This window comes from Streptosporangium sp. NPDC051023 (assembly GCF_040689595.1).
Lineage (GTDB): Bacteria > Actinomycetota > Actinomycetes > Streptosporangiales > Streptosporangiaceae > Streptosporangium.
The window spans coordinates 19,143-32,019 of record NZ_JBFBCE010000025.1; the positions used below are offsets into that span (position 1 = coordinate 19,143).

Below are 12,877 nucleotides of genomic sequence, written 5' to 3' on the forward strand. Positions count from 1 at the left end.
CCCGCAGGACGGGGCTGTGGGAACGGCACCGCCTCCGCGCTTACCACGTGACCGGCAGTTCGCGCGGGCTGAAGACCAGCGAGTTGTCACGGTAGGGTAGTTCGGCGGCGGGCACGGCCAGGCGCAGGCCGGGGATGCGCCGGACCAGCGTGCCGATGGCCACCTGCAACTCGACACGCGCCAGGAACTTGCCGACACAGTTGTGGATGCCGTGCCCGAAGGTCATCGGATCGAGTCCCTGGCGACCGATGTCTAACTCGTCGGGCCGCGCGTACGCCTTCTCGTCCCGTCCGCCGGAGGGGGTGAGCAGAATGACGCCCTCTCCAGCGCGGATGAGCCGGCCTCCGAGTTCCACGTCTTCGACGGCGACTCGTCCAATACCGAACTGCAGTGTGTTCTGGTACCGGAAGATCTCCTCAACCGCCGACTGAATGAGAGAAGGGTCGTTCCTCAGGCGGTCGAGCTGGGATGGGTTCTCCAGCAGGGACAGTACCCCCAGTGCGATAGAACTCGCCGTCGTGTCAAATCCCGCCGCCAGCAGCATCAGACCGATGACGACGACCTCCTGCCGGGTCAGCTCACCCTGCCGGATCTGCACGCCGGCCAGCTGACCGAGCAGATCATCGGTCGGCTCGGCCTCCTTGGCGGCGACCAGGGCGTACATGTATTCGAAGAGGTTGCCGAACGCCTTCGTTTGCTGTTCTGCCGTGGCGTCGCGTTCGATCAGCGTGAGAATCCACTTACCAAACCGGTCACGATCGGGAAAGGGAACGCCGAGAAAGTCGCAAATGACCGCAGCGGGAAGCAATGACGAGAAATTCGCAATGAGATCGACCGGCCGCGGGCCCGTGAGCAGGTCATCGACGAGACCGTCCACCATCTCCTGGATACGCGAACGTAATTTCTCGGCGGCACGGCTGGTAAACCAACTCGCAATGGTACGCCGATAACGGGTGTGCTCGGGAGGGTCCATCGCCACGAATGCGCCTGGCTGGCGTTCACCAGGCACATAGAATCGCGGATAGCCGGGGTGGGTCATGTCCGAACTGAACCGCAGGTCGCTGAAGGCGAAACGAATATCGTCATACCTGGTCACCAGCCACGCGAGGTCCCCCGTAGGGGTAACGACCCTGGTGACGGGGGCGGCGCCGCGAAGGTCCTCATACTGTGACGGCAGGTCCAGCGGGCTTACCGCGGCGCGGGCAAAGGGAAAGTTCATCGATTCAACGCGAGACGCAGGCATGATTCATCATTTCCTAGAGCCGGCATAACAAAATGGTGGCGGCATATATTTTCAGCGAAATGAAGTAAGCCGGTAACATCCGAAATCGATGTCAGCACATGACAACTCCTCGACTTTACAAGCCGATATATGCCCCGTCAACCCCCATCGACGCGGCGGCAACACGTTTTCTCAAAGAACTTTGCAAGATCCTGTCACTTGACATCTTCACTTTACGGACAGTCCCTAACTCTCGGGTAAACAGATGTCAACTTCGCTTGAAACGAGGGCGACAGAATCGTTCACCTCTTCCGACTGGGGAGAATGAGCACGGCAGATACCCATCGGGGGTATTCAGCCCGAGCGCCGCGGCCGGCGGGCAGACGGTGCTCGTCGACCTCGGGACCACCCCGAGGAAACGGGCACGAGATGGCGTGTTCTCTCACCTCGAGGGGCGCACCGCGAGGCGGGTGCCGCGGCGCCAGATGGCGCGGGTGTTGAGTGTGTCGGAGATGGTCTGCGTGGGGTCGCCGTCGACCAGCAGGAGGTCGGCGCGCAGACCCTCGGCGATGCGGCCACGGTCGGTGAGGGCGAAGCGGCGGGCGGTGGTGGCGGTCGCGGCGCGCAGGGCCTGGGACGGGGTGAGCCCTGCCCGGACGAGATGCTGAAGTTCGTGGTGGACGCTGGCACCGTGCGCGACACCGCCCAAGAACGGAAACGCCATAGAGGAGTCGGTGCCCGCCAGCACGTCAACGCCCGCGTCGCTGAGAGCCTTCACCGTGTTCAGGACGTCTTGGAGTTTGCCTTGCGGGTAGCGGTTGAAACTGGAGCGCAGCGTCTCGTCCCAGGCCGGGTCAAGGCGGGCGGCGACTCGTGGGTCGTCGGCGAATTCGCTGCCGGTGATGCCCATGAGCGAGGCATTGAGGACGACGCACGGGACGACGAACATTCCGGCGTCCTTGATCATGGTGATGATCTCATCGGTGTGGGGCCGGTCCATGAACAGGTGAGCCAGGCCGTCGACACCGGCCTCGATGGCCATGCGTGTGGCGTCCACCGTCAGGGCGTGGGCGACGGTGAGCGCGCCATACCTGTTCGCCTTGGCCACGCCGGCGTTCAGGGTGGCCTGGTCGAGCATCGGCAGGCCTGGGTGCCCCTCGACGCCGCCGTCGTCGATCATGAACTTGATGTAGTCCGAGCCTCGCGCGATCAGCTGCGGGACGAAGGCGGCGGCCTGCTCCGGAGTCGTGGAGAAGGGCCGCAGCGGAGGCTCACCGGCGTCCGGCCCCCTACCCTCGGGGAAGGGGGCGAACCCGTCGGGGAACAGCTCGCTGGGATGCCCTCCTGGCGGAGTGATGGCGAAACCCGCGGACCGCACGTCGGCCACGGTGTCGTCCTCAGTGATGTGGGCCCGCCTGTCGCGGGTGTTGGTGCCCTGCATCTCCAGCTCGGTGGTCACCCCGAAGCGCAGCGCGAGCGCGAGGCTCTCCTTGCCGGTGTGGACGTGTGCGTCGATCAGGCCCGGCATCAAAGTCGCTCCGGTGCCGTCGACGACCTCACTCCCGTCCGGGATCTCGCCGCCGATACGGACGATTCGCTCGCCGTCGATGAGCACGGTGGTCACACCCAGCGTCTTCTCGCCGTCGAAGACACGGGCACCGGTGATGGCGGTCACGGTCATTGTGTAAGACCTCGCTCTCGCTAAACGGTGGACTCCTCTCGAATGTATACCTAAAGCTATGGATATAGCTATCGATATGATTATGTGAAGGTGGATGCACCTCTTAGAATGACTTCCATGGTCAGCCCGCCGCCCTGCCCCGAACCCGATGACAAGACCCTTCTGCACCAGGTCGGGCCTGCGCTGTCACGCCTGCGCCGCCGGGCACCCGCAGATCGCAGAGACCTGACACGCAACATCGTGTTGAACGTGATCGCGGACGCGCCCGAAGAGATCACCGTGGGCGCGGTCGCCGCCGAGATGGGTGTCACCCAGCCCGTCGCCAGCCGCGCCATCTCGGCCTGCATCGCCGAGGGACTGCTGCGCCGTACCGCTTCCCAGGCCGATGGCCGGCGCACAGTCCTTGAACTCACGCAGGCCGGAGAAGTCGAACGGCGTCGTTTCGCGTCCGAGCAAAGCGACGCCTTCGAATGCATCACCTCGGCGTGGGATCCCGCCGAACGCCGCCAGTTCGCCCAGTTCCTGATTCGGTACAGCCACGACAGCGCCAACTGGTCCGCACGCCGCCACCGCCGCGGCGGCCAGGGGGACGATGAGCGCCCCGCCCAAGACCCGGCGTGAGCAGCCGGGCCCGCGTCAGCGCCGCGACATTGGGCTTTTCGATCGGGACAAGCCCGACATCGCAGGCTTTGGCCATGATTTTTCTACGGCGGCAGGGGCGCGTGGCCGATGTCCGCGCCACGGATGATGCGCCCGTCCTGCCTGCGGGCCGGTCTCACAGGCCCAGTACGGCCCGCATCGCCGCCCGGCAGCGTCGCGGGTCGGTGAGCAGGTCGGTGGAGCCGCCGAGCTGGTCGGCCGAGCCGATGGGGGGAAGCTCCCGGATCTCGGAGGCGGTGATGCCGCGGGTGAGCGCGTCAGCGAAACGCTGGGCGCCGATGACCTGGAAGGGCCGGTCGTGGAAGCCCCGGGTCGTGACCGGTAGTGCCTCGCTCAGGCCCAGCCGGTTGTGCAGGGCGGCCACCCGCTGGTAGGCGTCGCTCAGGTGCCGCTCACGGGTGCGCCAGTCACCAGCGGCGACGGCCTGCGACAGCGCCTCGCCCAGTTCCGCCGTTCCCGACAGGCGGGCGAAGGCGCCGCCGACCCATTTGGGATACGGCGGGTAGCGGCGACGCATCAGCAAGACCAGCCGCATCAGCTCGCCGGCCAGGGTGGCGGTGAGCACGGCGGAGCCGAGGTCGTCTCCGGTCTCGCCACACCGGCCGGGGAAGGCCTCCAGCTGGGCCAGGCGTCTCCACTGGCAGGCCAACACGTAGCGTTCCAGATCGGGCGGATACCAGCGCAGCGCGGAGCGGGCGTCGTGCAGGACGCCCAGGCCATCGTGGAAGACCTCGCCGGAGGTGACCTCGGCCAGCCTCTGCCAGGGGGCGGCCAGCCAGTCCAGCGTGGTGACGGCCCGCAGCGGGTCGAAGCCCAGCTTCTGGGTGAACCAGGTGGCGACGTCGGTGACGTGGGTGCCGCCGTTGCCGTCCGGGATGACCGGGTAGCCGCAGAAAGTGCCCGGCAGGCCGCGGGCGAGAGTGGCCCCGATCTGCCCGACCTGGCCGGGGGCGACGAACAGCACCACCCTTGGACCCCAGTCGTGGTCGGTTGAGCGTTCGGTGTCAAAGGCCAGCACCTCCGAACCGGGTCCGATCAGCGCCGCGCTGTGTGGCACATCGGCGACGATGGGCTGCACAACCTGCGTGTAGAAGTCGCGTGAAAGCTGCAGACCAGGGACGAAACTGGACATCATTTCGTTCACTTTGCCTGGCGGAACGGCCTCGCGCACCCGGTTTTCCGTGCGGGGAAGAGGTTGGACGAGCGAAGGTGCCCTCGCTCAGGAAGGCCTGGACGGCGTACCCGTTGTTCACATGAGACCGGTAGGGTCACACCGCCCGGCACCGACCACGGCGTACGGCGACAAGAAGGAGCCGGGTGAACAGCGAGCAGGAGTCCACGGCCGAACATGTGGGACTGGGCACGCTCGCCCGAGAGTGGGGCCGGATCGGCTGCATCGGATTCGGTGGCCCGCCCACCCATATCGCCCTGCTGCGCCGGCTGTGCGTCGAGCGCCGCGCCTGGATGTCGGCAACGGAATTCGAAGACGGGATCGCCGCGACGAACCTGCTGCCCGGGCCTGCCTCAACCCAGCTGGCGATCTTCATCGCCTGGCGGCTGCGTGGTCTGCCCGGCGCCCTGGTCGGCGGACTCTGCTTCATCGTCCCCGGCCTGGCACTGATCCTTGCCTTGGCCGCGCTGTTCCTGGGCGGCGACCCACCCCTGTGGGTGCGTGGGGCGACAGCGGGCGCCGGATCCGCGGTCGCCGCGGTCGCCGTGCAGGCGGCGGCCCACCTGGTTCCGGACAGTTGGAAGCGGGCCGGGACCAGAGCCGCCGGGCGCTCACGGTGGATCGCCTACGCCCTGGTCGGCGCGGTCGCGGCCGCGGTGACCGGCCCCTGGCTGGTTTTGATCCTGGTCGCGACCGGTCTTTGGGAAGTCGCCGTCCGTGCCCGCCACAGCCCTCGGCAGGCGGCGCTGTGGCCCTTACCGCTGACGGCCGCCGCTCCGGCGGCCGGAGGCCTGCTCGCCCTGGCATGGGTGGCCTTCAAGGTCGGCGCTCTGTCCTACGGCGGTGGCTTCGTGATCATCCCGCTCATGCAGGCCGACGCCGTGCACCATTACCACTGGATGACCGACGGCCAGTTCCTCAACGCCGTCGCCCTGGGCCAGATCACCCCCGGGCCGGTCGTGCAGACCGTTGCGGTGGTCGGCTACGCGGCCGCCGGGATCACCGGCGGCCTGCTGGCGGCCGCCGTCGCCTTCACTCCCTCCTTCCTGTTCGTCATCGTCGGCGGCCCCCGATTCGCCAGAATCCGGGCTCATACCGGTGTGCAGGCGTTCTTCGCCGGTGCCGGTCCGGCGGTGATCGGCGCCATCGCCGGCTCGGCGATCCCCCTGGCCCTGGCCCTGCACCACGTCTGGCAGTACGCCGTCCTCGCCTGCGCCGCGGCGTGGCTGCTGACCGCCCGCCGGAATGTGGTCCCCGCGCTGCTCGCCGCCGCCGCCCTCGGCGTCGCCGCCGCTCTGGCCGGCTGGCCCGTCACCTGATCCCGCCTCTCAGCACGATCACCTCGCCCGCCGGGAGGCGTCCATCCACGTCCTCACTGTCAGGTCAAGCGGACGTCGCAGACCTTCGCCTCGGGAGCGACGAAGCCCAGCAGCCGCATCCCCTCCTCCTGCAGTGCCTGGCGCTCCCGCGCCGCCACCGGCTCGAACAGCTTCACCTCGAGCACCGCTTCTTCGCGTGTGGAGGTCGCCTTCCACATGCCTCGCACGAACCCGTCGACCAGCACCACCGCTCTGATGATGCCGTTGACGGTGAAAACCCTCGCACGGTACGGATCGTCCATGATCCGGGTTCGGGTCTGCTCTCCGAACGACAGCAGCATGTTGTCGAACTCCGACAGGTAGCGCACCGGGGCGATCGTTTCGGCGTCGGGCAGGACGGCCTCCGGCAGGTCGAACAACCGCACGCCGTCCTCGGTCACGAAGGGGCGCAGATCCATGCCGCGCACGACCTCGGTCAGCCGTGTCATCCCCGACCACCGCTGGATGTCCATGACCGTCGCCGGGCCGTAGGCGGCCAGGTAGCGGCGGATCGTCTCGGCGGGATCCGGCGTGCTGTCCAGGGGGCGCCCCAACCACGCCTCCGCACTGGTGTGGGCGGGCTGGCCGCCCACACCCCAGATGCCCCGGGGCGGCACCTGCACCAGCGCCACCGTGTTGCGCACGCCGTTGACCAGATCGGCCGCCACCCGATCCGGCCACCGCTCCAGCAGACGCCGCCCCAGCTCACCGAAGGTGAGGGGCCGCTCCTCCACCAGTGCCCTCCCCGTCTCCGCCAGCTCCGCCAGGTCCAGCCCGGCCAGCCCCTTGCCCTGTGAGCTCCGCAGACCGCGGATCAGCATCGGTTGCAGCAGCGGCCGCAGGGCCAGGCAGTCTTCCGCGGCGACCAGGTGGATGGTCGAGCGCATCAGCACGACCCTGACGGCCAGCCGCTCATGCAGCAGCCGCGCGAGATCTTCGTGCTCGAAGTCGGCGAGGCGGCTCCACAACCCGATGTAGGGCGGGTTCGGAGCCTGGGCCTGCATGCCGTACAGGTGCCGGACCGCCTCTAGCGCGGTCAGCTCGGCCCGCGCGAGCAACAGCTGACGGTGCAGGGTGGCCCGGTTGAGCGCACGCCTGCTGAGCACCTCGGGCATCCGTTTCCCCTCATCTCGTATTTTCGGTCCAGACATCATATCAGAACGGAATAGTTCGTTCCCAACGATTCGACGTCGCGATATGGAACTTGACATTTTCAATACGAACGTACATATTGATTGCTATGGCGAGACCATCGAAGAAGGACCAGATCCTCGACAAGGGGATGCAGACCGTCCGCCGAACGGGCCTGGTGGGTGCGAGCGTCCGCGACATCACGGCGGCGGCAGAGGTGCCGCTGGGGTCGTTCGGCAACCACTTCTCCTCCAAGGAGGCATTCGGGCTGGCGGTGATCGACCACTACTTCGCCGACGTGCGCACGGTCGTCACCGCGACGCTGGAGGACACCTCCCTGCCACCGCTCGCCCGGCTGCGGGCCTACTTCGACGCGATCACCGAGCGGCTCGAAGCGCGCGAGTGGCACGACGGATGCCTGATCGGCAACACCAGCGCGGACTCGACGGAGACCAGCGAGGCGATCCGCACCCACCTGTCGGCGGTGTTCGCCGACTGGCACGAGCCGTTCGCGCGCTGCCTCGACGAGGCGGCGCGGTCGGGCGAGATCGCGTTGCCGCTGCCGGCGCTCGACCTCGCGGACTTTCTGATGGCCTCATGGCAGGGGGCGATGCTGCGAATGAAGGTCGAGCGCTCGCCCGAGCCACTGGAGCGGTTCAAGACGGTCGTGTTCGGCACGGTACTCGCACCGCGCGGCTGACCCCCACACACTCACGACAGTTTTCGAAAAGGACAACACGACCATGAGTACGCACACGCATGTTCCCGCCCACGTCGCGACGGCCGATCCGCACCCCCGGCGAGAAGTCGAGGTGCTGGGCACGCACATGAGCTACGTCGACACCGGGCACGGCGATCCGGTGGTGTTCCTGCACGGGAACCCGACATCGTCGTACCTGTGGCGCAACGTGATCCCGTATCTCGCCGACGCGCGCCGGTGCCTGGCACCGGACCTGGTCGGGATGGGCACCTCGGGGCCTGCGCCCGACGGGGCCTATCGCTTCGCCGACCACGCCCGGTACCTGGACGCGTGGTTCGACGCGGTGCTGCCCGAGGGGCAGATCACACTGGTGCTGCACGACTGGGGATCGGCGCTCGGGTTCCACTGGGCGCACCGGCATCCGGAGCGAGTCAGCAAAATCGCCTACATGGAGGCGATCGTGCAACCGCGTCTCTGGGCCGACTTCCCCGAGGGCCGCGACACACTGTTCCGCGCGATGCGCGGGCCCAAGGGTGAGGAACTGATCCTGGACCAGAACTTCTTCGTCGAGACGGTGCTGCCCAAGAGCGTGCTCAGGACGCTGGACGAGCGCGAGATGGAGGCCTACCGTGCGCCGTTCCGCACCCGGGAGTCACGCATGCCCACGCTGGTCTTCCCGCGCGAACTCCCCATCGACGGAACACCACAGGACGTGGCCGAGACGATCGAGGCGTACGGCCGCTGGCTCGCGCAGAGCCCGGTCCCGAAGCTGCTGATCTCCGCGGAACCGGGAGCGATCCTGGTCGGACGGGCCTTGGACTTCGCGCGGACATGGCCGAATCAGCGCGAGGTTGCGGTGCGCGGCATCCACTACGTGCAGGAGGACTCCCCGCACGAGATCGGGTCGGAGGTGAGGGAGTTCGTCCTCCGGTCCTAGGTTCCGTCTCATGGATCATCTGAGCCGGCGCAGCAGGCAGGCGATACTCACCGCCGAGTGGTGCGCGGTGAGCTTGTCGTGGCGGACAGCGATGCCTCCGACGTGCTTGAGCCCGGCTGAGGTGGCGTCCGGGGACGGCTGCGTACGGCTCGCGGTGGCATGGCGAGTGGCGAACGACACCTGACCTAGCGCCGCGGTCAGCGTGTCGGCCGGTTGGATGGGCAGGTCGCGGGAGCGCCAGGCGATGTAGCCGTCCGGCCGGATGAGGGTCGCGCCGTCCCGGGAGAGCCCGAAGGCGCGAAGGAACTCTCCCGGCCCGTGCGGCCGAAGCCGGTCGCCGATCCGTTGGTGGTCCACTGTGACGCCGGTCCGCTCGGTGGCTTCCCCAGCCGCAGGTCGGCCGGCACCTGCGGGATGTGCGCCCCCAATCCGACTGCTCGAAGGAGTTCCATCGTTCTGGGGTGTAGCCGACCGCGCGTGGATGCGGCGAACTCGCGGTACGGCGCTCGACCACCAGCGCGGGAACCCCGCACCAGGACAGGAACACCGCCGCCGACAGGCCTACCAGCCCACCGCCGAGGACCAGCACCGATGTTGATTCCGTTTGCATGACCCTCCTCGGCCCGCGCGGGTTCAAGAACCGCCGGGTGCTTTAAGACGGCGCTGCAGATCCGCCGATGTTCCCGATGCCGGTGTGCAGGATGTCGAGTGCCCGGCCGACCGTTTCGGTCAGGGCGGCGATGATCTGTTCGGGCGACCGGCCCGCGGCCCGCAGCCGTGCCGCCTCGTCGATCATGGCGGTGACGGTGGTCAGGATGAAGGCGGCGATCGCCCGCGCCGCGACAGGGCCCAAATGCGCAGGCACCCGGTCGGACAGGATCGCCGCCAGGTCCTCCTGGTAACGAGAGCCGCGCAGCCGCAACGCGTCCTGCAGCGCGGGACTGTTCTGGATGACGGTGAAGACACCGGCGAGTCGATCGTCGGCCACGGTCCGGGGATCTCCGCCGTCCGGCGCCTCCGGCATCTCCGGCAGGTGGGCGAACAGGCGCGGCAGCTCGTCCTTGAGGAATTCCGGCAGCGAGGTGCCCAAGGGAAGCTGGTCGATCAGGTCGATCACATCGGCCTCGACCGGGCGGTGCCAGGCGAGGAGGAGGTCCTCCTTGGCCGGGAAGTGATTGACAACGGTCTGTTTCGCGACGTCCGCGGCTTCGGCGATCTCGGCGATGGTCACGGCGTCGTAGCCTCGCTCGCTGAACATGGCCAGTGCGGTGTTGGCGATCCGCTCCCTGGTCTGGCGCCGCCGCCGTTCGTGCCGGGACCTTACGGGCTCTTCCTGAGGCTGTGGCTGGCCGCTGCCTCCTGTACCGGTACTCATATAGGTACCGTAACAGACTTAGGTCGGTATCAACATTGGTATCAGACTAATATTCGATCGCTCCCACGGCGGCGCGGCACCGTGGAAGGCGATCCCGGCCCGGTCCCGACGCTCACCGGTTCGTCCAGGATCTTCCGGCGCCGCCGACGCCCGGCGGTTCGTGATCACCGAGAGCATCGCCGCCCCGGAGACAGGTGATACATAAGTAACTTAAATAAAGAGGTGATATATTCTCCCCGTGATGCCGAGGAGCTCCGTGGTGACCTCACCATGGAGGAGTTCACCAGGATCCTCGTCTCTCAACGGCCGGCCCCGACCGGGCGCCTCGGGCGTCCCGCTTGCGAAGGGAACCCCCATGGCGAACACGAACCTTCCGTTCGAGCCAACGCCGATCCACGTCGCCGACAGCGTGCTCGACGACCTCAAGTCGCGGCTGCGGCTCACCCGCTGGCCCGTCGACGCGGGCAACGACGACTGGTACTACGGCGTCAGCCGTGCCTACCTGGAAGAGTTGGCCGACTACTGGCTCCACCGGTACGACTGGCGCAAGGCCGAGGCCGCGATCAATGCCTACGAGCACTACCGGGTGACCGTGGACGGCGTGCCCGTCCACTTCATGCGCAAGCCCGGCGTGGGCCCCGACCCTGTCCCGCTCATCCTCACCCATGGCTGGCCCTGGACCTTCTGGCACTGGTCCAAGGTCATCGACCCCCTCGCCGACCCCGCCGCCTTCGGGGGCGACCCCGCCGACGCCTTCGACGTCATCGTTCCCTCTTTGCCCGGCTTCGGTTTCTCCACCCCGCTACCGGACAACCCGGACATGAACTTCTGGAAGGTCGCAGACCTCTGGCACACCCTGATGACCGACATGCTCGGCCATCGGAAGTACGCCGCCGCGGGGTGTGACATCGGAGCCCTGGTCACCGGCCAGCTCGGACACAAGTACGCCGAAGAACTCCACGCGATCCATATCGGCTCCGGCCAGAAGCTCACCTTCTTCAACGGTGACCGCGCCTGGGACCTCAGCGGCGGCCTGCCCATTCCCGATGGCCTGCCCGAGAGCGTCCACAGCCGGATCGTCGCCCTGGACCGGCGCTTCGCCGCACATCTCGCCGTCCACGTCCTCGGCTCCAGCACCCTCGCCCACGGCCTCAGCGACTCGCCCGCGGGTCTGCTCGCCTGGATCCTGGAGCGCTGGGCCAAGTGGAGCGACAACCACGGCGACGTCGAGAACGTCTTCTCCAAGGACGACATCCTCACCCACGCCATGATCTTCTGGGTTGGCAACACCATCGGCACCTCGATGCGCTACTACGCCAACGCGAACCGCTACCCGTGGACCCCGTCCCACGACCGCCTGCCGGCCATCGAAGCCCCAACCGGCATCACCTTCGTCGGATACGAGAACCCGCCCGGCGTCACCACCGACCAGCGCGTCCAGAACTTCCTCGACTCCGAACGCGCGGACTGGTACAACCACGTCAATCTCACCGTTCACCACGACGGCGGCCACTTCATCCCCTGGGAAATCCCCGACGGCTGGGTCGCCGACCTGCGTCGCACCTTCCGCGGACGACACTGAATCCCGCCCGCCGGATGCCCGAGCGCTATTTGAACGCCCCGGCTTCCCCTGGGACGTCCTCCCGTGGACCCTCCGACACCGCGGCGCGGTATCCGCCGGGCGGCAGGCCGACGACCCTGCGGAACGCGGCGCTGAACGCGAACTCACCGCTGTAGCCGACGGACGAGGCGACCTCGCCGAGGGTGAGGCCCGGACGCTCTCGCAACATCGTCTTCGCCACCTCCATGCGCCATCGGGTCAGATGCGCGAACGGGCTCTCTCCCACGAGTTCGCGGAACCGGTGCGCGAAGGCCGCCCGGCTCATGCCGGCCGTACGCGCGAGGGTGACGACGCTCCACGGGCGTTCCGGCGCGCCGTAGAGCGCGTCCAGGGCCCGGGCGATGCGCTCGTCGGTCAGCGCGGCACGCCATGAACCGGCAGCCGCGGGCCGCTCGAGTTCCTCGCGGATGCCTTGCAACAGCAGCAACTCGGCCAGCCGGGCGGCGATGAGCGGCGAGCCGCGCCGCGGCTCGCGTACCTCGTCACGGAGGAGATCGAGGAGCCGGCCGAGCCCGGCTACCGGCTCGCCTGAGCCGCCCGCGGGAAAACGCACCACCGTCGGGAGCGCCCGCATGAGCAGCGCCCGGGCGGCACCCACCATGCTCAGTTCGGCACACAGCAACACGGTCCTCGCGCCGCCGCCACCGTGGCGACGTCTCATGGACAAAGCACCCGGCGTCGCGGGTGCCTGCCAGCTCGCCTCGTCTTCGACCGGGGCACCCGGTTGATGCCTCAACGCGTACGGTGCGCCGTGCGGGAGGATCAGGACATCTCCCTGTCCGATACGGGTTTCGCGCCCGTCCAGTTCCAGCCACATCTCGCCCTCGAGCAGGTGGTGCAGCGAGACGGTGTCGCGCGGGCCGAGTTTCGCACCCCAGGGCGCGCCGAGCTCGATCCGCCCGAACACGCCCGTGGTGATCCGCACATGACGCAGCAGCGCGCCGAGAACGTCTGCCACCGGACGATCACGCATGGCACCTGGACTCTGACGCATACCCAGTGGACTCGCCGCTTCCTAAGG

Annotated in this window: 12 protein-coding genes and 1 pseudogene; 5 read left to right on the forward strand and 8 right to left on the reverse strand. The window is 67.9% G+C overall.

Annotation, left to right across the window (positions count from 1 at the left end; genetic code table 11):
- Window positions 1–40: 40 nt before the first annotated feature.
- Both AB0395_RS18240 and AB0395_RS18245 read right to left on the reverse strand, forming a co-directional pair.
- Entirely contained in the window at window positions 41–1,219 is a 1,179-nt protein-coding gene (locus tag AB0395_RS18240) for a cytochrome P450 (protein WP_366281926.1), read from the reverse strand.
- A gap of 445 nt (window positions 1,220–1,664) precedes the next feature.
- Window positions 1,665–2,903, reverse strand: a complete 1,239-nt coding sequence (locus AB0395_RS18245; protein WP_366281928.1) for an amidohydrolase family protein — start codon at window positions 2,901–2,903, stop codon at window positions 1,665–1,667.
- A gap of 117 nt (window positions 2,904–3,020) precedes the next feature.
- Here AB0395_RS18245 and AB0395_RS18250 point away from each other — a divergent pair, with 117 nt between their 5' ends.
- Window positions 3,021–3,524, forward strand: coding sequence for a MarR family winged helix-turn-helix transcriptional regulator (locus AB0395_RS18250; RefSeq protein WP_366281930.1), 504 nt, complete (start codon window positions 3,021–3,023; stop codon window positions 3,522–3,524).
- A 154-nt stretch (window positions 3,525–3,678) separates the two neighbouring features.
- On the opposite strand, the gene AB0395_RS18255 is transcribed toward AB0395_RS18250, so the two are convergent.
- On the reverse strand, window positions 3,679–4,698 hold the full coding sequence (locus AB0395_RS18255; protein ID WP_366281931.1) for a DUF4037 domain-containing protein: 1,020 nt from the start codon (window positions 4,696–4,698) through the stop codon (window positions 3,679–3,681).
- 182 nt (window positions 4,699–4,880) lie between these two features.
- Between AB0395_RS18255 and chrA the strand changes: the two genes are divergently transcribed.
- On the forward strand, window positions 4,881–6,053 hold the full coding sequence (gene chrA, locus AB0395_RS18260; protein WP_366281932.1) for a chromate efflux transporter: 1,173 nt from the start codon (window positions 4,881–4,883) through the stop codon (window positions 6,051–6,053).
- Between the two features lie 59 nt (window positions 6,054–6,112).
- On the opposite strand, the gene AB0395_RS18265 is transcribed toward chrA, so the two are convergent.
- Window positions 6,113–7,207: a winged helix DNA-binding domain-containing protein gene (locus AB0395_RS18265; protein ID WP_366281934.1), complete on the reverse strand. Its 1,095-nt coding sequence runs from the start codon at window positions 7,205–7,207 to the stop codon at window positions 6,113–6,115.
- Window positions 7,208–7,332: 125 nt separating this feature from the next.
- Here AB0395_RS18265 and AB0395_RS18270 point away from each other — a divergent pair, with 125 nt between their 5' ends.
- The gene (locus AB0395_RS18270) at window positions 7,333–7,923 is read left to right on the forward strand and encodes a TetR family transcriptional regulator C-terminal domain-containing protein (protein ID WP_366281936.1); all 591 of its coding nucleotides are present in this window, start codon (window positions 7,333–7,335) and stop codon (window positions 7,921–7,923) included.
- A gap of 43 nt (window positions 7,924–7,966) precedes the next feature.
- Window positions 7,967–8,860: a haloalkane dehalogenase gene (locus tag AB0395_RS18275; protein ID WP_366281938.1), complete on the forward strand. Its 894-nt coding sequence runs from the start codon at window positions 7,967–7,969 to the stop codon at window positions 8,858–8,860.
- Window positions 8,861–8,875: 15 nt separating this feature from the next.
- Here the strand turns inward: AB0395_RS18275 and AB0395_RS18280 are convergent, their stop codons facing one another.
- From AB0395_RS18280 to AB0395_RS18290, 3 genes and pseudogenes are all read right to left on the reverse strand, one after another.
- Entirely contained in the window at window positions 8,876–9,217 is a 342-nt protein-coding gene (locus tag AB0395_RS18280; RefSeq protein ID WP_366281939.1) for a hypothetical protein, read from the reverse strand.
- Between the two features lie 139 nt (window positions 9,218–9,356).
- A pseudogene (locus AB0395_RS18285) lies at window positions 9,357–9,470 on the reverse strand (FAD-dependent monooxygenase); the annotation flags it as partial.
- Window positions 9,471–9,512: 42 nt separating this feature from the next.
- Window positions 9,513–10,235 carry a TetR/AcrR family transcriptional regulator gene (locus tag AB0395_RS18290; protein WP_366281941.1) on the reverse strand — a complete coding sequence of 241 codons (723 nt, stop codon included), beginning with the start codon at window positions 10,233–10,235 and terminating at the stop codon, window positions 9,513–9,515.
- A gap of 355 nt (window positions 10,236–10,590) precedes the next feature.
- Between AB0395_RS18290 and AB0395_RS18295 the strand changes: the two genes are divergently transcribed.
- A complete protein-coding gene (locus AB0395_RS18295) occupies window positions 10,591–11,817 on the forward strand; it encodes an epoxide hydrolase (protein ID WP_366281943.1) in 1,227 nt (408 codons plus the stop codon).
- A 25-nt stretch (window positions 11,818–11,842) separates the two neighbouring features.
- Here the strand turns inward: AB0395_RS18295 and AB0395_RS18300 are convergent, their stop codons facing one another.
- Complete coding sequence (locus AB0395_RS18300; RefSeq protein ID WP_366281945.1) at window positions 11,843–12,829, reverse strand: AraC family transcriptional regulator; 987 nt, start codon at window positions 12,827–12,829, stop codon at window positions 11,843–11,845.
- Between the last annotated feature and the right edge of the window lie 48 nt (window positions 12,830–12,877).

Coding starts and splice junctions, on each gene's coding strand:
- AB0395_RS18240 (WP_366281926.1), bottom strand. CDS start 1,219: ATGAACTTTCCCTTTGCCCGCGCCGCGGTAAGCCCGCTGGACCTGCCG.
- AB0395_RS18245 (WP_366281928.1), bottom strand. CDS start 2,903: ATGACCGTGACCGCCATCACCGGTGCCCGTGTCTTCGACGGCGAGAAG.
- AB0395_RS18250 (WP_366281930.1), top strand. CDS start 3,021: ATGGTCAGCCCGCCGCCCTGCCCCGAACCCGATGACAAGACCCTTCTG.
- AB0395_RS18255 (WP_366281931.1), bottom strand. CDS start 4,698: ATGATGTCCAGTTTCGTCCCTGGTCTGCAGCTTTCACGCGACTTCTAC.
- AB0395_RS18265 (WP_366281934.1), bottom strand. CDS start 7,207: ATGCCCGAGGTGCTCAGCAGGCGTGCGCTCAACCGGGCCACCCTGCAC.
- AB0395_RS18270 (WP_366281936.1), top strand. CDS start 7,333: ATGGCGAGACCATCGAAGAAGGACCAGATCCTCGACAAGGGGATGCAG.
- AB0395_RS18275 (WP_366281938.1), top strand. CDS start 7,967: ATGAGTACGCACACGCATGTTCCCGCCCACGTCGCGACGGCCGATCCG.
- AB0395_RS18290 (WP_366281941.1), bottom strand. CDS start 10,235: ATGAGTACCGGTACAGGAGGCAGCGGCCAGCCACAGCCTCAGGAAGAG.
- AB0395_RS18295 (WP_366281943.1), top strand. CDS start 10,591: ATGGCGAACACGAACCTTCCGTTCGAGCCAACGCCGATCCACGTCGCC.
- AB0395_RS18300 (WP_366281945.1), bottom strand. CDS start 12,829: ATGCGTGATCGTCCGGTGGCAGACGTTCTCGGCGCGCTGCTGCGTCAT.